Origin of the sequence: Phnomibacter sp., assembly GCF_036803085.1 — a bacterium.
GTDB lineage: Bacteria > Bacteroidota > Bacteroidia > Chitinophagales > Chitinophagaceae > Phnomibacter.
Genome location: NZ_DAIRUZ010000002.1, coordinates 581,704 through 602,129, shown reverse-complemented (window position 1 = coordinate 602,129; position 20,426 = coordinate 581,704). Strand labels below are relative to the sequence as shown.

At 47.0% G+C, this 20,426-nt stretch carries 13 protein-coding genes; 5 read left to right on the top strand and 8 right to left on the bottom strand.

The features are described from left to right. Positions 1-117: 117 nt before the first annotated feature. Both V7Q13_RS06295 and V7Q13_RS06290 read right to left on the bottom strand, forming a co-directional pair. The gene (locus V7Q13_RS06295) at positions 118-2,292 is read right to left on the bottom strand and encodes a PspC domain-containing protein (protein ID WP_333799829.1); all 2,175 of its coding nucleotides are present in this window, start codon (positions 2,290-2,292) and stop codon (positions 118-120) included. Positions 2,293-2,391: 99 nt separating this feature from the next. Then, positions 2,392-2,781 carry a PadR family transcriptional regulator gene (locus tag V7Q13_RS06290; RefSeq protein ID WP_333799828.1) on the bottom strand — a complete coding sequence of 130 codons (390 nt, stop codon included), beginning with the start codon at positions 2,779-2,781 and terminating at the stop codon, positions 2,392-2,394. Positions 2,782-3,246: 465 nt separating this feature from the next. Here V7Q13_RS06290 and V7Q13_RS06285 point away from each other — a divergent pair, with 465 nt between their 5' ends. The 3 genes from V7Q13_RS06285 to paaE are packed head-to-tail and all read left to right on the top strand — an operon-like array spanning position 3,247 to position 5,160. Then, the gene (locus V7Q13_RS06285; protein WP_333799827.1) at positions 3,247-3,441 is read left to right on the top strand and encodes a hypothetical protein; all 195 of its coding nucleotides are present in this window, start codon (positions 3,247-3,249) and stop codon (positions 3,439-3,441) included. A gap of 30 nt (positions 3,442-3,471) precedes the next feature. After that, a complete protein-coding gene (locus V7Q13_RS06280) occupies positions 3,472-4,062 on the top strand; it encodes a TetR/AcrR family transcriptional regulator (RefSeq protein WP_333799826.1) in 591 nt (196 codons plus the stop codon). A 21-nt stretch (positions 4,063-4,083) separates the two neighbouring features. Then, on the top strand, positions 4,084-5,160 hold the full coding sequence (gene paaE / locus V7Q13_RS06275; RefSeq protein WP_333799825.1) for a 1,2-phenylacetyl-CoA epoxidase subunit PaaE: 1,077 nt from the start codon (positions 4,084-4,086) through the stop codon (positions 5,158-5,160). 111 nt (positions 5,161-5,271) lie between these two features. On the opposite strand, the gene recQ is transcribed toward paaE, so the two are convergent. Next, on the bottom strand, positions 5,272-7,599 hold the full coding sequence (gene recQ / locus V7Q13_RS06270; RefSeq protein ID WP_333799824.1) for a DNA helicase RecQ: 2,328 nt from the start codon (positions 7,597-7,599) through the stop codon (positions 5,272-5,274). 299 nt (positions 7,600-7,898) lie between these two features. Between recQ and V7Q13_RS06265 the strand changes: the two genes are divergently transcribed. Together V7Q13_RS06265 and V7Q13_RS06260 are read left to right on the top strand one after the other, a co-directional pair. Further along, a complete protein-coding gene (locus tag V7Q13_RS06265) occupies positions 7,899-8,864 on the top strand; it encodes a KpsF/GutQ family sugar-phosphate isomerase (RefSeq protein ID WP_333799823.1) in 966 nt (321 codons plus the stop codon). Positions 8,865-8,903: 39 nt separating this feature from the next. Continuing rightward, positions 8,904-9,986, top strand: a complete 1,083-nt coding sequence (locus V7Q13_RS06260) for a mannose-1-phosphate guanylyltransferase (protein ID WP_333799822.1) — start codon at positions 8,904-8,906, stop codon at positions 9,984-9,986. A 51-nt stretch (positions 9,987-10,037) separates the two neighbouring features. Here the strand turns inward: V7Q13_RS06260 and V7Q13_RS06255 are convergent, their stop codons facing one another. The 5 genes from V7Q13_RS06255 to V7Q13_RS06235 all read right to left on the bottom strand — a co-directional run bounded on the left by V7Q13_RS06255 (position 10,038) and on the right by V7Q13_RS06235 (position 20,419). Further along, on the bottom strand, positions 10,038-11,564 hold the full coding sequence (locus tag V7Q13_RS06255) for a DUF1501 domain-containing protein (protein WP_333799821.1): 1,527 nt from the start codon (positions 11,562-11,564) through the stop codon (positions 10,038-10,040). Positions 11,565-11,586: 22 nt separating this feature from the next. After that, on the bottom strand, positions 11,587-13,242 hold the full coding sequence (locus V7Q13_RS06250; RefSeq protein WP_333799820.1) for a DUF1800 domain-containing protein: 1,656 nt from the start codon (positions 13,240-13,242) through the stop codon (positions 11,587-11,589). 110 nt (positions 13,243-13,352) lie between these two features. Continuing rightward, a complete protein-coding gene (locus V7Q13_RS06245) occupies positions 13,353-17,426 on the bottom strand; it encodes a T9SS type A sorting domain-containing protein (protein ID WP_333799819.1) in 4,074 nt (1,357 codons plus the stop codon). Between the two features lie 104 nt (positions 17,427-17,530). Then, on the bottom strand, positions 17,531-19,135 hold the full coding sequence (locus tag V7Q13_RS06240) for a tail fiber domain-containing protein (protein ID WP_333799818.1): 1,605 nt from the start codon (positions 19,133-19,135) through the stop codon (positions 17,531-17,533). A 15-nt stretch (positions 19,136-19,150) separates the two neighbouring features. Then, positions 19,151-20,419 (bottom strand): OmpA family protein, encoded by a 1,269-nt coding sequence (locus V7Q13_RS06235; RefSeq protein WP_333799817.1) that lies wholly within the window; start codon positions 20,417-20,419, stop codon positions 19,151-19,153. Positions 20,420-20,426: the final 7 nt, after the last annotated feature.

Genomic DNA, 20,426 nt, shown 5'->3' with positions numbered 1-20,426 from the left:
CTTTTTTCATGGAATCATCTATAGCCACTGCGTATAAAAAAATGGCCCCGCCGGTAAAAACCAGCAGGGCGCCAACCTAAAAACTAATGAAGGTGTAAAAAAGGTATTCGTACGTTACTAAAACAGTTTGAGTACACTGGCTAATGGCGACATTGGTTTAAAACCACCAGCAGAAACTGTTGCATCATCTGTTGATGTTTCTATTGTTTTTTGTGTTGCCTGCTTGTAGCGGTACACACTATCTGGTGTTGCTTTTTTGTTGGGTACTGCTGGTGCAGCTGGTTCTTTCACGTTGTTTGTATCTGTGATGATGGTTTCGCGGTCACGGTCGCTATTTCGGCGGCGGTCGTTGCTGCGGACCCTGGCAGGTTCACGGCCATCCCACTCCAGTCGGTCGTTGGTCATTTGCATGTCAATTTCATCTTCCCAATACAAGCCTTCTTCCCATTCGCGGTCAACGTCTATCCTAAAGCCTCGGCGGCTGCGGCCAAAGTCGATGCTGAAATAGTCGTAATCTTCTACTTCATTACTCATCCTGATTTTTTTTCCCTCTGGCACTTCTATTACAATCAGTACTTTTTGGTTGCGCCACTTATCGTTTCGGGCAATGGTAAAAGTGGCAGGCAGGTAGAGCACATTTTCTTTTTGTACTACGGGGAAGTTGATTTTTTCGGCCAGCCGCTGGGCTTGTTCACGTTCACGGCCGCGGCTCATTTTTATCATGTGTACATGGTACAGGCTGTCTTTACTTTTTACCACATTTACTTTAGCGGTATTCAGGTGCATGCTGTCGCCATCAATACTTACCAGGCCATCCATTTCAAACCAGCCATCGTAATAAGTTATTTGTTCATCGGCAATGGCTACTTCCAGTTTGCCGTTGGCAGGTTGTTCAATTTTTATTTCTTCACGTTTACCTACTTGTGTAGAAAAGCTGCGGCGTACACTGCCTAACAAGGCAATGAGGCAAAACAAACCTACAAACCACATGGCAGTAAAAGCGTAGCCAATAAACTTGTTGTGAGTACGCACTTTCATAAGGCGGCGGATAAACCACACCAATATGCTAATGATGGGTACGCCTACAAACAGTACCAGCGTACCAAGGGCATACAGGTTTTGTGAAGTGCCTTGCAAAAAGAAGTCGTGCAGCGGCATTACACCTACACCGGCGCCGGTGAGGGCTATGAGGGCTACAAACAACCCGAAGGCTACGCAACCCAATACGAAGTACACAAAAGCTTTTACCAAAATGGCGATGGCGTTGCCAATCCCCCCACTCGATTTTTTTACTTCGGCATTAAAAGCCTGGCCACGTTCCTGAAAAGTTTCTTTCATTTCGGCACCCATTTTTTGAGCGGATACTTTTACGTCTTCGCCCATTTTTTGGGCACGGCCTTTAAAGCCTTGCAGGTCGCTCATTACGGTGTTGCGAATGCTGTTGAGGTCAACTTTTTCACCCCGCATTTCCAGCTTTTCAGAAGCGGTGAGTGCTTCGGGCAATACAATCCAGAGGATAACGTACACCAGTATAAATGTAGAGCCACCAAAACCGCCTACAATAATGGGCCCATCATCAAAAAAGTTGCGACCAATAGACGTAATGATGCCAAAGATGAATGGCGCTGCAAAAATGACGCGGGGAATGGCAGGGTTGATATCGAAATACTTACCGAGGCCACCGCATACACCGCTGATTACTTTATCATCTGGGTCACGAAAAAGGCGTTTGCGTACATGGTTTACCAGGCTTTTGCTGGGCAATACAATCCAAAGGATAATGTAGAGCAGAATACCGGTGCCACCTACAATTAAGAGGAAGGCAAAGATGAGGCGAACCACTGCAGGGTCGATGCCGAGGTAGTGAGCAATGCCGCTGGCTACACCGGCCAAAATTTTGTCTTGCTCATCGCGGTACAAGCGTTTGGGCTCAGTGGTTTGCTGGTACTGCTGCTGGTAGCTGTACTGCTGTTGGGTGTGGGTATAATCTGCAGCAGAAGCTCCGCTGGCGCTACCTGCCTCTTCATCATTGGCAGCAAAGTCTTCGGGGCGGCCAATATTGCTCATAATCTTGTTCAACTCATCGTCGGTAATGCAGGCGGCGCCTTTTTTGAGGGCTTCACCAAACAGTTCGCCAATGCGGTTTTCGATGTCGTTGATGATTTCTTCGCGGCCTTCTTCATTGGCAAAATAGTTGCGCAGGCTGCTGATATAGTTTTGCAACATCTCATAAGCAGTTTCTTCGATGGGTATTACTCTGCCCTGAAAGTTGATGTTGATGACCTTTTTCATGGTGAAATGTGTTTGAGAGAAAATTTTAGGTTGGAGTGCTTGTGTAGCAGTTGAGGTGTAAGTGTGCTTGTGTAGGTGTGTGATGGTGCGGGGAGTGGGTTAGGCTTCGTGTTGTTGTGTGCTTGTGTTTGCGGTTGTCATTTCTGGTGGCGGTGTGAGGGGGGTGCTGTGAATGACACTGTTGACGGCGTTGGCCATTTCCTGCCAGGTGCTTTCCAGTTCCCGGTAAAAGGCAAACCCCTTGTCGGTTAGGCTGAAATACTTGCGGGGTGGGCCACTACTACTTTCTACCCAGCGGTAGTTGAGCATGCCCGAATTTTTGAGTCGTGTGAGTAGTGGGTACAGCGTTCCTTCCAGCAATTGGAAGTTGGCAGCTTTCATCTGCTCAATGATATCACTCGGGTAGGCCTCACCCTTGCTTATCACCGATAGCACACAAAACTCCAGCACTCCCTTGCGCATCTGACTGGCGGTGTTTTCAATGTTCATGGTGTTTGTGTTTTATTAAGTCCGAAAGTCAGGAAGACGAAAAGCCCGAATGATCAAAGTGTGCGGGTGTGGGTGCTTGGTTGGCTTTCGTGCCTTTCCGTCTTCCTCGTGTTGACAACACAAAGATATAGGCACTATTCGGTACTATGCAACACACAGTACCATATTTTTTTTAGTACATGGCAGGCTGAAGTATTGTTTTTTAAATACAACACATTGATAAATAATTGTTTAAGGGTGTTTTGCTGTATGAAGTGCATTTTCATCACTTTGGAGCAGCGGCAAAATAGCTTGCTGAATGGTGGGCATGCGAAACAGGCATTTGGGCCCGAAGTGGAAAAGGCATGGAAAAAGGATGGAAAGAAGCCGGTAGAATAAAGAATAACCAATAAGAAATAATGAAGTCGGTAGCCACCTTACAGCGGCTATTCATTAACCACAGGTTTCAACCCGTGGAATAGAAACATGGGCGAAGTACATCAAGCCCCAGCGGGGCGAAATAATCAAAAGCCCCAGAGTCTCGATTTTTTTCACCAGCAACCACCAACTATTTTTTGGGACAAGGATTTTCCGGTTAACTACAATCCCGATAGCTATCGGGAGCAAACTTTTACATCGTACCTCATCCATCGTTTTACCGCCTTCTATTTCATTAACTAACAAGCGTTAGTTTTGTGCCAATCGATTGCTATGGCTCGCCCAAAACAAACTACCAGCCCCAACCGCCGCCGCCAAATACTGGAGCAGGCAGCAGGCTTGTTTAAAACCAACGGCTTTAATGCCACCACCATGCGGCAGCTGGCAGAGCAAAGCGGCATGGAAGCCGCCAGCTTGTACAACCACATTAGTAGTAAAGAAGAACTGCTCCGGGAAATTTGTTGCACCGTAGCCAACGATTTTAATGCGCACCTGCTACAATTAGAGGCCGACGATAGTTGCGCCAGCCGCAAAATGGAAGCCATTATCCGGTTTCACATACACATGCTGCTTACCCGGTACAACGATGTGTACGTAAGCAACCGCGACTGGAAGCATTTGAAAGAGCCCTGGCTCACCAATTTTCTAAACCAGCGCAAGCTTTACGAAAACCGCCTTGCCGCCATCATTCAGCAAGGTGTTGATGCGGGCAAGTTCAAACCCGTGCACCCGCATGTGGCAGTGCTTACCATACTTTCGGCAGTGCGGAGTATTGAGTATTGGCAGCGCAGCAAAAAGGCCATCAGCAGCAAACAAATAGCCGATGACTTGGTGATGCTGCTGTTAAAAGGATTGGAACAATAACAAAGAAGATACTGAAGCAATATGGCACAACATTTTTATACACTTACTGTAAAAAGCGTAACACCCGAAACGAACAATGCCGTAGTGGTTAGTTTTGATGTACCACATGAGCTGCGTAACGTTTTTGCATTTACGCATGGTCAATACCTCACCATTAAAGCCAATATCAATGGGCAGGATGTACGACGCAACTACAGCCTGTGTAGCAGCCCGCTGGATGAAGCCTGGCAAATTGGCATTAAAAAAGTGGAAGGCGGTGTTTTTTCTACCTGGGCCAATACCGAACTTAAGCCGGGCATGCAGTTGGAGGTAATGCCACCCATCGGTAAGTTTTTTACGCCATTGCAACCAGCGCAACAAAAACATTATCTCGCCATTGCTGCGGGTAGTGGCATCACGCCCATACTCAGCATCATCAGCACCACGCTGCGTACCGAACCCTACAGCCTTTTTACATTGGTGTATGGCAACCGCAACCGCAGCAGTATCATGTTTAAAGAAGCCTTGGAAGCATTAAAGGATAAATACATCGAACGCTTCCGGTTGATACATGTGCTGAGCCGCGAAAGAACCGATGCAGATATACATCATGGTCGTATTGATGCAGCCAAATGTGAAACGCTGGCTACTCAATTGATTGATGTAACAAAAGTAGATGCCTGCTTTTTGTGTGGCCCTCAGCAAATGACACTGGATGCCAAAGACACGTTGATACGTGCCGGCTTGGCAACTGAAAAAATACATGTGGAGTTGTTTAGTTCTGCAGCATCGCACAAGCCCATTCACAGAAATGATGCGGCGGCGCAGCACAAGCAACCTATGAGCAAAGTGCAGCTGCGTATTGATGGCGTTCACTCATCTTTCGAATTGGAATACATGGGCAACAGCATACTGGATGCGGCCCTGCTGCAAGGTGCTGACCTGCCCTATGCCTGCAAAGGCGGTGTATGCTGCACCTGCAAAGCCAAGCTGGTAAAAGGCGAAGTAGACATGGATGTGGTGTATGGCCTGGAACCCGATGAAATTGCGGCGGGCTATATTCTTACCTGCCAAAGCCATCCGCGTAGTGCCGAAGTAGAAGTGGATTTTGATGTGTAGAGTGTTCGCTACTTATTTTAAAGCATAAAAAAGCCACGAAGCAAACTGCAGCAATACACTTGCGTGATGTTGCCGGTTTTGCTTCGTGGCTGTTGCTTTGATGCTGCAGGCTTAGTTGCCGTACACACTCAAAAACTTAATGCGCATAATTTTCAACTGTTCCCAATCGAGGCCCAGGTCGCTCAGTTCTTTTTGCGCTATTTCTAAGGACGATGTTTCGCAGCCTTTAAAGTATTCAATCACTTCTTCCTGCTCGTATTCGTCCAGCATTTCATCTATAGCGTAGTCGAGGTTGAGGCGGGTGCCGCTGGCAGCAATGGTTTCCATTTCTTCCAGCAGTTCGTGCAGGCCAAGGCTCTTGTTTTTAGCAATGGTTTCCAGTGGTATTTTCTTATCAATGTTTTGAATAATGTACACCTTGTTACTGCTCTTGTTCACCACGCTTTTCATCACAAAGTCTTCCGGCTTGGTAATGTCATTTTCTTCTACGTAGTTGGCAATGAGTTCAATAAACGGCTTACCAAATTTGATGGCTTTGCCTTTGCTTACCCCTTGCATTTTTTCGAGCTCTTCCAGCGTGGTGGGGTACATGGTGGCCATGTCTTGCAGGCTGTTTTCGAGGAAGATCACAAACGGTGGCAGGCTACGTTTTTTCGCTTCCCGCTGACGCAGTTCTTTCAGCATTTCAAACAGCTTGTCATCGGCTGCGGCACCGGTGCCGCCACCGTCGCCACCATCGTATTCGCCATCATCTTCGTTGGCATCTTCAAACTGGTTGTTGAGCACAATACGGAATTCGGTTGGCTTCTTCATAAATGCCTTTCCTTTATCCGTAAACTTCAGCAGGCCATATTCTTCAATGTCTTTGCGGAGCAAAGTGCTCAGCAGCATTTGCCGAATGAGGCTGTTCCAGAAATGAGCGTCTTTGTCTTTGCCAATGCCAAACTCCGGAATGTTGTTGTGGCGGAACATGGTCACCTGCGGTATGGGGTTGCCCAGCAAAATATTGATGACGTAATCAATATTGAAATGTTCATCCAACGCTTTCACCACTTTCATCACTTTAATCACTTCGTCTTTGGTGTCGATGGATTCTTTCGGATGCAGGCAGTTGTCGCAGAGACCACAGTTTTCCTGCTTAGCTTCTTCGCCAAAGTAGTGCAGCAAAATTTTGCGGCGGCACACGTTGCTCTCCGCAAATGCTACGGTTTCGTTGATGAGTTGAGCACCCACTTCCCGCTCACTAAGCGGCTTGTCCCGCATCAGGTGTTCCAGCTTGGCCACATCGCTGTGAGAGTAGTATAGAATGCACTTGCCTTCCATACCATCGCGGCCGGCACGGCCAGTTTCCTGATAATAGTTTTCGATGGATTTAGGAATGTTGAAGTGAATGACAAAACGGATATCCGGTTTATCGATGCCCATGCCAAAAGCAATGGTGGCTACAATCACCTGCACATCTTCATTCAAAAACTTATCCTGTCGTTCGGCACGGATTTTCGAATCGAGACCTGCGTGGTAGGCTACTGCTTTTATGTTGTTGGCCCGCAACACTTCGGCCAGTTCTTCGGTTGTTTTGCGGTTGAGGGTGTAAATAATGCCGCTTTTGCCTTTGTTTTGCGAAATGAATTTTACAATGTTGCGTACCGTTTGTTCCTTCTTCACCTTGGGTTGTACTTCGTAGTACAGGTTGGTACGGTTGAAAGAAGAAATGTAAATGTTTGGATCCCGCAGGCCCAGGTTTTTTACAATGTCGCTTTGCACTTTTGGCGTAGCCGTGGCCGTGAGGGCAATCACCGGAATTTTTTCATCAATCTCATCCATCATATCCCGCAGGCGGCGATACTCCGGCCTGAAGTCGTGGCCCCATTCCGAAATACAATGGGCTTCGTCCACGGCAAAAAACGAAATATTGAGATCACGGAAAAAATCAAGGTTGTCTTGCTTGGTCAGCGTTTCTGGGGCTACGTATAAAATTTTGGTACGGCCGCTTGTGAGGTCGTCTTTCACTTCCCGCTGCTGTGTTTTATTCAGCGTACTGTTGAGGAAGTGGGCAATATTGTCGTTGTCGCTGTAGCCACGCACCAGGTCTACCTGGTTTTTCATGAGGGCAATGAGCGGACTTACCACAATGGCCACGCCTTCACAAATCATGGCAGGCAGTTGGTAGCAAAGGCTTTTGCCACCGCCGGTGGGCATAATAATGAAGGTGTCTTTACCGCTGAGCAGGCTGTTGATGGCTTCGAGTTGCTTGCCTTTAAAGGCATCGAAACCAAAATGGAAATTGAGTTTTTCCAGCAGTTCTTCCTGGCTAAAGGAGGAGATGGGCGTGATGGTATGTTGGGTAGCCGTTTTTTTGGCTGATGCTTTTTTGGTTACTGCAGTGCCCGTTGTTTTTTTAGGGGTTGCTGCCGATTTCTTCGTCACAGTTTTTGCCATGATATGCCATTTTGCTTCCTGGCACAATTGCCCGGAACTTCATTAAGATACTTCAATTCAGCCAGAGATGTGGTTTTTTTACGACCAGAAACGGAGTGTGTTGTACAACATTACGCAGTAGGCAATAGCCACACCTGCTGAAAAAAGGATGGCGAAGTTACTTTTAAATACGACGCTTTGCCGTAGCATTTCACACAGAAAATGTTAAAGAAAAACCTTTTAAATGGAGCATTTTCAACGGAAAAAATGAACGGGACTGCACAGCAAAGCAGCCATCAAAAAGCTACCTTTGCCACCGCATGGCACAACCCAATATTCAGGCGCTGGCGTTACAAACCATACAGGTAGAAGCTGATAGCATTTCAGCTTTAGCAGCGTTTATCAATCCTCAGTTTGAAAAAGTAGTTACCACTATTCACGAATGCAGCGGCCGCCTGGTGGTGAGCGGTATTGGCAAAAGCGCCATTATTGCCCAAAAAATGGTGGCCACCCTCAATAGCACGGGTACACCCAGCTTGTACATGCATGCCGCCGATGCCATCCATGGCGATTTGGGCATGATAACTCCACACGATGTGGTAATGCTGATTAGCAAAAGCGGCAATAGCCCCGAAATAAAAGTACTGGTGCCTCTCATCAAAAACTTCGGCAATACGCTGATAGGTATGGTGGGCAATATGGAAAGTTTTCTGGCTCAACAATCGCACTTAGTGCTGAATACCACTGTTGAAAAAGAAGCCTGCCCCAACAACCTGGCACCCACCAGCAGCACCACGGCACAAATGGTGATGGGCGATGCGCTGGCCGTGTGCCTCATGCACCTTAATCATTTTACCGGCGAAGATTTTGCCCGTTTCCACCCCGGCGGCACGTTGGGTAAACAACTGTTTTTGCGGGTGTCTGATTTGATTGCCGACAACCCCGTGCCCATGGTAAGGCCCGAAACACCACTACCCGAAACGGTAATAGAAATGACCGCCAAACGATTGGGGGCTACAGCTGTGGTAAATGCAGACGGCAGTTTGTTTGGAGTGATAACCGATGGCGATTTGCGCCGCATGCTCGAACGCAGACAACCCATTGCCGGTGTAAAAGCAGCTGACATTTGCACCCGCCAACCAAAAACTATTGAGCCCGATACCATGGCCATGCAAGCCCTCGATGAGCTGCGCCAATACGACATTACCCATTTGGTAGTAACGGCCAACAATCAATATCTGGGAATCCTACATTTGCACGACCTCGTAAAAGAGGGGCTACACTAAAAGCTTCATGACACCCAACCAAGCATCATCACCAAACACATGAATAACCATCAATATGTGGCCATTATGGCCGGCGGTATTGGTAGCCGCTTTTGGCCCATGAGCCGCAACCGATTGCCCAAGCAGTTTTTGGATGTACTCGGCACCGGTCAAACCTTGTTGCAATCTACCTACAACCGCTTTGCAGCCTTTGTACCTGCAGAAAATATTTTCATCATCACGTTTGAAGAATATGCGCCGCTGGTAGCACAGCAACTGCCCGATTTGCCACAAGCCAACATCTTGAAAGAACCCAGCCGCAAAAGCACTGCCCCCTGTGTAGCATACATGGCATTTAAACTCATGCAGCGCAATCCCGAAGCATCTTTCATTGTATCGCCCAGCGATCATTTGGTGCTCGATCAGCAGGGCTTTGCCAAGCTGGCACAGCAGGCCTTGCAGTTTGCAGAAGAAAGAAATGCCTTGGTTACACTTGGTATCAATCCCACATACCCCAACACCGGTTACGGCTACATTCAATACGATCAGGTGGCAGTGGAGAACAACGTGTTTAAGGTGAAAACCTTTACCGAAAAGCCCAACCTGGAACTGGCAAAAACCTTTATGGCCAGTGGCGACTTTTTATGGAACGCAGGCATATTTGTGTGGAAGGCTGCCGATGTATTGCATGCTTTTGAACAACACTTGCCAGAAATGTACGAAGTGTTTGCTGCGGAAGCCAATTTGTTTGATACCGAACAAGAGCATGACGCTTTGGTACGCATCTATCCGCAGTGTACCAATATTTCCATCGACTACGGCATTATGGAAAAAGCACAAAACGTACACATCATTCCGGCCAGCATTGGCTGGAGCGATTTGGGAACATGGAACAGTGCCTACGAAAACATGGACAAAGATTATTTGGGCAATGCCGTAACGGGTAAAAACGTAATGGTGATAGACGCTACCCGCAACATGGTGCATGTGCCCGATAGCAAAATGGTGGTGCTGCAGGGCCTCGACGATTTTGTAATTGTAGACACCAACGATGTGCTGCTTATTTGCAAAAAAGACCGTGAGCAGGAAATAAAAGATTACATGGCAGAAGTAAAGCGCAACAAAGGCGATAAGTATTTGTAAAGCGTTGCTTTCAATTGTTTTTCAAAAAACCATTCCACCCGGAATGGTTTTTTATTGTCCCGTAATGTTGAGCTGCACACCGGGTTTTACATCGAGTGTGCCATGCACTTCCATTTTGTGGACACTTACCGATTGCGGAATGCGCAGGGTGTGCCCTGCATTTACAATCACCGTTTCGCCGGCCAGTGGCATGCGACCGGCACTCCAGGTGCTGCGGTCGGCCCAGTTGCCCGTGCCAATGGTTTCAATGGTGGGTTTGAGTATGCTGGTGGTGGCAAAAGGCTGATACAAAATTTGCGCCGTATCGCCGGGGTCGTTGCCCAGCCAATCGTTGAGCACATCAGTGTACACTCTTCTGAAATCAATTTGCATGGCCAAATCACGTTGTGTTTCCCATGGCTGCGGATTCACCGGCAGCAAATCGCTGACGAGGTTTGAGGGTGTACCGATTTGCTTTTTCTGCAAGCCTTGCCCAATGAGAAACATAGGTGCCGCCTGGCCATGATCGGTGCCAAGCGAACTGTTGGAATTGGCCCTGCGGCCAAACTCAGAAAACGTCATGCTCAGCACTCGTTGTTGTGTGCCCTGTAGTTGCAAATCGGTGTAAAATGCCTTTACTGCATCGCCCAATTGCTTCAGCAAGTTGGCATGGGTGCCGGTGGTTACATCGCTGCTTTCGGCTTGTCCCGAATGCGTATCAAAACCATCCATCGACACGAAATAAATTTTGCTTTTTAAACCGCCGTGTATCAATCGGGATACAATTTTTAATTGATCGGCCAGCCGGTTTTGTGTGGGGTAAGTTGCCAGATTAGCCCCAGCATCCGCCGCTTGTTTTATTTCGGTTGAATAGCCCACGGCCAGCACTTGCTGCCGCCGCACAAAGGCTACCAAATCGCCGGCATCGCAGCAGGGCAAATCTTCGCCGGCCACATTGCTGCTTTCGCCAATCAGTTGGTAAAATGCATTGGCATCGTTGATGGTAACTCCTGTAGATTGTGTTGTGCCTTGTAAGGTTGGTGTAGCGGTGTACCCAATTTGTAAAGCCAACGGATCTTCCATGCTGGCGCTAGGGTATCCTGCTGGATAACCTGTAAAACGCTGCTCCAGGTATCGGCCCGCCCAACCCGTGCTGGCGTATTGATTGGCACTTACACCTGTCATCCAAATATCGCTGCTGCGGGCATGGCTTTGGTTAGAATCGGGATAGCCAGCGGCATGCACAATACTTACCAATCCATCATTGTACAAATCCCGCATACCCGAGAGTGCCGGGTGCAGCGCAATGTCTGTTTCGCCTTCCAGCGCCAGCAGTTTGTTGGTAGGAATGGCAATGTTGCTGCGCAAATTGTAGTACTGCGAATACTGCGCTACAGGTATCACAGTATTCAATCCATCATTGCCACCCACCATGTTAATGATGACCAGCACATGGTCTTCATTAGCAGCCGGTACATTGCCCAACGCCTGCACCAAATGGCTGGCTTCGCTGTGGGCCGTCATGCCAAAACCATTGAGCTGAAGCGGAAGCGCCACAGAAGCCAAAGCCGTATTGCGAACAAAGATTCTTCTTTTCATAAATGCAAATGCGTGGTGCGGGTTAGCTAATTTGAAATTCGGCCATGCGGAGCATGTAGCGCATCAGCAGCGATAAGCGCCAACGAACAGTATTGAAGTTGTCGAGGTTTGCGGGTGTTTGCCGGTAGCGGTTCCATTCAAATATCCAGGAGCTACGCGGAATGCCCTGCATCATGATGGTATCGATGAGAAAATTTTGCTGGGCAGTGCTCAACGGAAATACAAACAAGTGCTCAGCAAAACTGGCCAGTATTTGCTCGGTGGTAATGGCAGCCGACGCGGCCACATTGCCAAAGTTGGGCTGCAACGAAGTAGCCCATCCTACTAAATCCAAGCCCAATTTGTATGATGGCGTCACCTGCAGCCATGGCCAAATCAAGGTGTCGGCAAACTGATAGCGAAGAGCCAACGTAGCCGAACTTAACCAACCTTTCGACCTTGAAGCGAGATAGTATGGTTCATAGCCAAACACAGATGACTGAGCGGTAATGGGCATTTGCATGCTGAGTGTATTCCACCACACATTGCCGAGGTATTTTTCTGCCGGACCGGGCTCGGTGGCCGCATTGGGCGGCGGCAGGTTAAACAATCGATACGCACCAATAATCAACTCAATGGGCGATTTTAATATCGCACCGCGATTGCTGATGTCGAAAAAAATATCGCTGGTGAGCAACTTGCGCAGCACAGGTTCTATCTGGTAATTGTTGCCCGGGCTTTTGAAAAAATTTGCCAATGGAATAATCACATTGTTTTCAATTTCTTCCGTCACATTGGGGTTTACATACCAGCGGTACAATTTGCGGCAAATAAACTTGGGTGTTTCCGGATGATTGAGCAACATGCTGATGAGTGCATCTACTTCTACATTGCCAGCATTGGTGGTATTGTTGCCGGTAATAACTGCATTGTTGTATTTGGCAGAGAAAATTTTATTGCCTGTATCGTGGCGGTTGAGCTGAAAGGCACTGTAGATAGAAGTGGTGCCATTCCACCAGTAATTGTAATGCCGCCAACCGGTAAGCACACGGGCTGCTTCTTTTACATCTTGCTCTGTGTAGTTGGCATTGCCATAAAAATCTTTTTCACCTACGGTAAATAATTCTTGTAGCTCACGGGCATAGTTTTCGTTGGGGGCGCCGTTTACATTCTGATTGCCATTGAGGTATTCGAGCATGGCAGGGTCAATGGTTACTTGCTTCACAAAGCTGCGGAAGTTACCCAGCGCATTGTCCCGAATTAAATTGAGATAACGCCACACAAACCGGTACTCCGTTACAACCTCTGAACTCACTACAAAATGGTTTTGCCAAAACAGGGCCAGCTTCTCCAAAAGGCTGGGCGGCCGGCTTTGATTGGCCATTAAACCAAGCCACCAAAACCGTACCGATTGCACTTTACCAAAATTAGAATCAGTATCAAACGGGGCGCCGCTGTTGAGGGCATTGCCAAAGCCGGCATTGCCGGTATCGAGGTGAATGACCGGTTCGGGATAGTACTGCACATTGGCCAGCAACGTGTCGTATGCTTCGGTAGAGGTGAGGCTTGTAAAAGCCGAAATTTCTGGCTTGCGTGGACCCGCCGTGGCCCTGCGCAACAAATGTGCAGCAGTAGCTGCCGTGAGTGGCGTAGAATAAGTATCGAGATAAGGCATAAGCAGCAACAAGGTACAGCTCATTGCTGCAATTGCTATGCCACTTGTGTATGTGCTTTTACTTTTTGATAAAAGGCAAACGCCATTATCTGACATCAATGTTACCTGATGTCAGATAATGGCTTATAAATGGTTTATTGCAGTATAATCTTCTCAGTATAGCGTTCTCCTGATTGTTCTATCAGCAAGAGGTAGCTGCCTTTGCTTTTTCCATTGATAAAGAGTGTGGCTTGTTTGCTGGCTTTCCATGTTTGTACAACTTGCCCCCACTGGTTAATGAGTGTAATGTTGGCATTGTCTGCAAGGTTAGTAATTTGAACACGGTCAAAAACTAAAGATGGAAATACGTTTGGTTTTTGAGCAAGAGAAAGTGTAACGCTTTTTACATTGCTGATTTCTGTTTTACCACTTTTATACACCAGCTGTATACGGTAATAATGTACGCCGCTGCCGGGCGATGGATGTGTATACTGATATTGTTGCTTTCCGATTGCTGATGCACTTGCTATCGTATTAAATAGTCGGCCATCTTTACTGTGCTGTATTTCATAACTACGGATTTCTTTTTCTTCCTGCTTGCTCCATAGTATCTGTACATTTTCCTGCATCAGTTTTGTTTGCCATCTTAAATCATCAATGGGAAGTACACAGTCTGTACCGGTTACTTCAGCCATGTTTACATCGTCTACATAGTAATAAACTGTTGGCTTTGCTTCTGTGGCACTACAGCCACTAAATGCACCGCCGGCATTGCTGCCGCCATTTTCTAATGCGGGGCTAATAGTTGTTTGTAAATGATGCTGAAAATTGCCAATGATAAAATACTCAACGGCTGTAGTAGGCGTGTATAAAAAGCTTACAGTGGTCCAGCCTTGTTTTTGGTTGAAGAATTGACCTGCAGGCGATTCCCAATGTGGCGTAAGTGGCAACGCACCATCTATAGGTACCTGTACAATTGTATTGGAAAAGTACACTCCAATTTTATCGATGGCCAATGCCGAAAAATCAGACAGACTAATGTTGAAACTGAAGAGGTAGGTTTTGCCTGCTACCAGTGGCGATGATAATTGGCCTTGCAAATATTCCTGATAATCTCTGTTGACAACATGCGCAAAAAAGCCGCTATAGTTACCACCACTAAGTGGTGTTTCATATCCCGTGCAATTGTTGTACAACGGATTTACAGAAGCAGCAATACCAGCGCAGGTAGCAAAAATATCGGTGGTGGCCAGGTTGGGCATTGTCCAGCTTTTTACTGGCAGTAAGTCGAAACGTGGGCTGCCAAAAGAAGGTTGTGTAACAAAGTTGGTAGGGCATACCGCATTTTGCTGTAAACTATCGAAGCCGGGATTTAACACCAGGTTTTGGCCTAAGCAGTTTGTATTGATGAGTGCATTACTCTGTAGTACGGGTGTTTCAAAAACACGCAGCTGAAATTCGGGTATGGCTGTCGAAAATCTGGGAGCTACTCTTATAGTGTAGCGTACACCATTTTGCGAAGCAATATTGAGCATGCCCAACTGATCGGTACAGGCAATGCTGGTGAAGCTGCCACAACTTCCGGTGTACACATGTACTACAGGTTGATTGTTGAGGGCGTCTGTTTCAATCGTCAGCTGCTTGCCATTGCCGGTGAAGTAAAACCAAACATCACCAAAATTTTGTGAAGCAGTACAAGTAGTAACAGGCAAAGTTCCTGTAGCGGATGCAGTGCTGCCACGTGTGCTCTGGTATTGGTTCAATTTATTTTGGAGTAAAGTGCCAATGGGTAACTCCAAGGCATTGATGCACTCGTCATTAGCCGGAGTATTGTTGTTGGTAATGGCAATGTCAAACTGACCACTGTTGGCAAAATTGCCTGTGCCGGCCACTCGTACATAATAGGTGTTGCCAGGTATCAGGTTGATTAAGCTCCGCACATCGCGGCCAGATTGGCTGGCTGTGATGCAAGAACCAGTAAGCAAGCTCAAACTGCCGCATTGGCCTGTGTATAAAGAAATGCGTGGCGATAAATTTCCTTTTACAACAAGAGTATGTGCTGTAGCTGTGGCTACAAAACTGTACCAAGCTTCACCCGTCGTAGTGCAGTTGTTTACCTCATTGTAAAAACCGGCATTAGTGCCCGAAGCAAAGCCATATCCCGATGAAGGCTGTATGGCCAATGGAACCGCTTGCGAACAATAATTGGCAGCCGCTTTTTTGGCATTAAACAAGTACATGAGTGGTTGTCTCGTTTCTGCTACAAAGCCTGTGCTGAGCATACGCAGCAGGTAGGTAGTGCCAGCCGTAAGACCGTTGATAATTGTAGGTGTCCAGGTGTTGCTACTATTTACTGTTCCACATTTCAGCGACGATAGATTGTTGCAATCTCCGGTAAATATCTGCCAGCCATAACCTTGCGGAGCCGCTGCCAGCACTAAGCCCAAAGAATCTGAACTTGCCTGAAAGCTAAACCAGGTTTCGGTGGTATACCCGGCAGGACAAGAGGCCTGGCTGAGCCCGCTACTGCCAAACTGCAACTTCACAGGAATTGCTTTTTCTGAGGATGCTGCCACGGTAACGGGATATGCATTTGTGCATACCTTATTGGGCGCATCAATTGCATTGCTTACGCCTACACGTATTTGCTGGTTGCCGGTACCGCTAAGCCATAGGTAATAGGTTTGTCCAATGGTAGTGCTAAGTGCCAGCTTTACATCTGTGCCAATAATGGATGGTGAAACCACAAGCGAAGGGGCGGCACAACTGCCACTAAAAATGGCATACTCTATTGCATTGGCTGTGGCTGCCGAAAGACCAACATAGCTTGTACTTGCTGTAGCTGTAAACTGAAGGTAAATGTCATTTTTATTGCCTGTAACAAATGGGGCGATAGCAGGTGAAACCGCCAGTGAGTAACTGGCATTGTTAATGGTAAAAGGCTGATAGTTGATGATGTGACTATTGCCTACAGCCAGGATGGCTGCACTGCTGCAATCATCGTAAACTGCAACTGGTGGTATACTCATACAGAGTTGACCAATGCTATCATTAATGGTGCCTCCACTTTTTGCGACACGTAAATAATAGGTTGTTCCAACTGATAAACCGCTGACAGTAAACGAATCTGCAACACCGCACACCAATGGGTTCAGGTTTTGGCAATCTCCATTGTATAGTGCCAGTCTTTTGCTCCAAGTATTTAGGCCTCCATCCTGCCAAAACTTTACTTTTAGTCTGTCGGCATTGGCTGTTATGGTATACCATATATCCTGGTCTTGAGTGCCCGTCCAGCTGCAGTTACTATTCGATACAGCGTCTGGTACTGCTCCGCGAAATGATATGCGTTGCGGGCTGCATGTTGTTTCAGATGCTTCCAAAGGTGTGGCGTTGGCACAAACATCATTGGCAGCAACAAAAGGCGTTGTGACTGCCAGTTGAAATCTGTTGTTGGTATTGAAGTTGCCCGAAAAAACTTTTGCATAGTAAGTAGCACCCACTTGTAGATTACTTGCGGTAATGCGGGTAGTGTCACTGATATTTTGAAAGAAAAAATTACAGGCTGTAGCAGTAAGATTGTTGCAGGTACCGGTAAAAAGTTGTAGTTGTGGATTGTTCAATTGTAAGATATCGATGCTGTGTGTAGCAGCTGATGCTGTAAATGTGTACCACACATCATTAGAGCTCGAAAAAATGCAGCTGTTGTTGGGTGTACTGGCGGTGGCACCAATGGTAGTACCAGCAATAAACGAACCTGTGGCATTGGCACTTACTCCCAGTGAAATGGCATTGGTGCATTCATTGTTGGGTGCGGCGTTGGCTACTGCTATCCCAAAGCCTGTACTGGTAGTATTGTTGTAGTACACCCTTATGAAATAAGTTTGGCCAGGTGTAAGACCTGATTGTGCAACAACAATGGTGTTGGGAAAGTTGTGCGTAATACCGCTTCCATTGCAGGATAAGGATGTAAGCGTCCCGCAGCTTCCGCTCAATACCTGAATAACAGCATTGGTAGGCCCGCTGTTGTTGTGTTGCAAGTAAATGTACTGGCTGCTTTGCGCAGCTGTAAACTGATACCAAACATCGGCAGTGGCGGTACCGGTACATCCGGCACTCGTAGCTGTAGCACCGGTAGTCAACCCTTGCGTAAATGTCGGCAGTCCAGAGGCAGAAACCGAAAGAGAAACAGCTTGGGCACAATCATCATTGCCGGGTTGTGCCATGGTCATGATGGTGTTTGCACAAAAAAGAAAAACCAATACAAAATTCTTACACATAAATGAGGAGGTACGCATGAGGTTGATGGTTGAAAGGAGTGTGCTGATGGTAGGCATTAACGTTGCTCAGCTAAAGCGGCAATCTTTTTTTCCAGCATTTCAATTTTGCTGAGTAGTTCTTTAATGGCTTCTACATACAAAGCGTCATAAGTACCATAGCTGGTTTGTAAGTAACCTTGTGCATCGGTGCTTACCAGTTGTGGAAATACCTGCTGAATATTTTGTGCTGTAAAACCCATTTGTTTTCCGGCAGGTCGTGTGGTGCCGGTTTTATCATCGTTCCATTCGTAAGTAACGCCCTTCAATTGCAGCAGTTTTTCTAAGGCATTGTTGAGTGGTGTAATTTCTTTTTTCAGCCGGGCATCGCTGTTGGCTAACCAATCGCCGGCTGTGGCTTTGCTGGCATTGCCGTTTACTTCGAGGGTGTTGGTGGTTGGGTTGCGGTTACCAACACCAAGGCGGCCGTTGTTCACGAACAATGCATTGCTGTTGCTTTTGCCTTCGTACAAAAAGAAACGATCGTTGCTGGCATCGTAGCCAAAGCCATAGCGGTAAGCACCTTCATTGCGAAGCTCTATGCTGGCACTACTGGCACTTGCTGCAGCGGGACGGTCGAGGGTAATTTTATCCGCACTAAAACGGGTATTGCCCCACATAAACACTTCATGCACATTGTCTGTCGACAAAGGGTACCCACCAATGCCCACCTGCCCGGTTTTATTTTGAGACAACGCAATCAAATCATTCTTGTAAAAAATAGCTCCCAGGGGGGTGGTTCTGTATCGCCCAATAGCCAGCGATCCACCTGCATCAGGTGAATTGAAAACACTACTGTCATTGAGCTTCATGAAATAATGAAAACGTTGTCCTAAAGGAACTGGCGCCGATTCGTTGCCCGATGCATTGTATGCCAGCTTAAAGTAGGAGCCGGATGAATAGTTGCTGGCAGGGCCATTAATGGACAATTGAGTGCCACCGGTTTTGCCTTCAATGGTTTGTGAGCCAAACAAGTGCAGGTCCGATTGAATGGGGTTGTTGTAGTAGCTCAGATAATTGCCAATACCAATTCTGCCGGTTGAGTCGAACAAAATTTCAGTTTGCTTTGCATTGGCGGTACCGTTTTTAAAATCAACTTCCAGTATTGCTTGTGAACGATCACCCCTGAGCAAGAAATTGAAAAAGTTTCTGCCCGTACTTAAATGTTTGGTGAGCACAACACCTGTGCCCAGATTGGTATTGCTGGCAATGGTATCTGCCACAAATACCAACGCACCGGTTGCAGGTTTGGCAATTACATATGCTGAACCATTGACAGACAATGTTGCTCCCGGATAAGGACTCATGCCAATGCCAATTTCACCGGTATTATTCATCACCAATCTGCGTTGCGTTCCCTGCCAAATGTTGAAAGGCAGATTAGCAGGTACGCTAATAAAGCCGTATCGGTTGATGGCATTTGCAGCATCATAAAACAAACCAATCCGCATGCCATTGGCTGCAGTATTACCCGTAGCGTTGTTGGTAAAACTAATGCCCGAACTGGTAGCATTGTTACCGTGCACTTGCAGGTTGTCTGTTGGGTTGGCAATGCCAATGCCCACATGTTGCGCAGTAGCAAACATGCTCATGAAGCAAAGTGCAAGAGAGAGTGTATGTTTCATAGGAGTAAAAACGATTTACAGTTTGATAAATTCAACCCTTCTGTTGTTGGCTTTTGCTTCGGGTGTGCTGCCTTTGTCGGTTGGCTCACTGCCGCCTTTGCCGTCGGTTTCCAGGCGGCTGGCATCAATGCCAAAATCTTTTACCAGTGTATTTTTTACGGCTGCTGCCCGTTGCTTACTCAGCAGCAGGTTGGCGTTGGCATCGCCATCGTTGCTGGTATGACCCATAATTTTTACACGTACAGTTGGGTTTTCTGCAAGGGTAGCCGCAATGTTTTTTAATACCTGATAGCTTTCGGGGCGGATGCTGCTTTGCTGAAAATCGAATAAAATGCCCGTAGTGCTGAAACGGCCTTCAGTAATGAGTTTGCTGCGGGTATCGGGGGCGCCGGCGGCTAACCTTATATCTGTCAACAACAGGTTGCAATCGCCAAAAAAGTCGCGGAAGAAGGCGAAGTGATATGGTTGTTGCAGGTTGAAGAAACGAGGGATATCCATCAGTTTGTTTTCATTTACATATACCCGTAACCTGCTGCCCTGGCGCCAGATGCTCAGCCGTGCAAAAGATTGGTCGGTTGTGATGTCCCATTGTGGCATTTTAAACTCGTTGCTCAGGCTGTTGTCGGTGGCTGCCTGATACACGCTGAATGCAGCGGTGCCGCCAGACGGGTGCAGGGTAACAAAGCTGCCCCTTGCAAAATGGTAATCAAACAGCTGTGTTTTATCAGTATTAAAATGCAACCCAAATCCACTCATGTTATTGCCTGGGTCATCAAGAATACCCACGTTCATTTCCAAGGTAAAATTGTCGGGCAGGCTGGTTATTTTTTCAGGTATGAAACTGCCGTTTTTTGAAAGGCCCAACCACTTGCCGGTTTTGCCTTCTATGGTCATTACTTCGCCGCTGGCATCTGTGTTGTATTCTGCCGGAAAGTCGCCCACGGCCACACGTTCAAAATCATCGTTGTACAATATTTTTTCGCCGGGTATAAAATCAAATTTGCTATACGCTTTCAACGGTTGTTTTTCCTGCATGCCAGGTTCGTTTTTTGCTGCGTTTGTATTGGGTGTAGCACTTGAGGTTTTGGCAGAGTCAGCGGCAGCTTTGTTTTTCTTTTTAAACAGTTTGCCATCCAGTACATCATCTATGGCTTGGTCTACTTTTTCGTTCACCTTGTTTTCGGTTTTCCATTTGGCATTTTCTTTAATGCGCTGGCCACTATTTTGGGCTGGCAGCAATTGGCAACTGCAAAGTGCAAGGAAGCTGAACAACAATTGTTTCATACGTTTC

Coding starts and splice junctions, on each gene's coding strand:
- V7Q13_RS06265 (WP_333799823.1), top strand. CDS start 7,899: ATGGCACAACCCAATATTCAGGCGCTGGCGTTACAAACCATACAGGTA.
- V7Q13_RS06235 (WP_333799817.1), bottom strand. CDS start 20,419: ATGAAACAATTGTTGTTCAGCTTCCTTGCACTTTGCAGTTGCCAATTG.
- V7Q13_RS06245 (WP_333799819.1), bottom strand. CDS start 17,426: ATGACCATGGCACAACCCGGCAATGATGATTGTGCCCAAGCTGTTTCT.
- V7Q13_RS06280 (WP_333799826.1), top strand. CDS start 3,472: ATGGCTCGCCCAAAACAAACTACCAGCCCCAACCGCCGCCGCCAAATA.
- V7Q13_RS06295 (WP_333799829.1), bottom strand. CDS start 2,292: ATGAAAAAGGTCATCAACATCAACTTTCAGGGCAGAGTAATACCCATC.
- V7Q13_RS06290 (WP_333799828.1), bottom strand. CDS start 2,781: ATGAACATTGAAAACACCGCCAGTCAGATGCGCAAGGGAGTGCTGGAG.
- V7Q13_RS06240 (WP_333799818.1), bottom strand. CDS start 19,135: ATGAAACATACACTCTCTCTTGCACTTTGCTTCATGAGCATGTTTGCT.
- V7Q13_RS06285 (WP_333799827.1), top strand. CDS start 3,247: ATGGGCGAAGTACATCAAGCCCCAGCGGGGCGAAATAATCAAAAGCCC.
- V7Q13_RS06255 (WP_333799821.1), bottom strand. CDS start 11,564: ATGAAAAGAAGAATCTTTGTTCGCAATACGGCTTTGGCTTCTGTGGCG.
- recQ (WP_333799824.1), bottom strand. CDS start 7,599: ATGGCAAAAACTGTGACGAAGAAATCGGCAGCAACCCCTAAAAAAACA.
- V7Q13_RS06250 (WP_333799820.1), bottom strand. CDS start 13,242: ATGAGCTGTACCTTGTTGCTGCTTATGCCTTATCTCGATACTTATTCT.
- V7Q13_RS06260 (WP_333799822.1), top strand. CDS start 8,904: ATGAATAACCATCAATATGTGGCCATTATGGCCGGCGGTATTGGTAGC.
- paaE (WP_333799825.1), top strand. CDS start 4,084: ATGGCACAACATTTTTATACACTTACTGTAAAAAGCGTAACACCCGAA.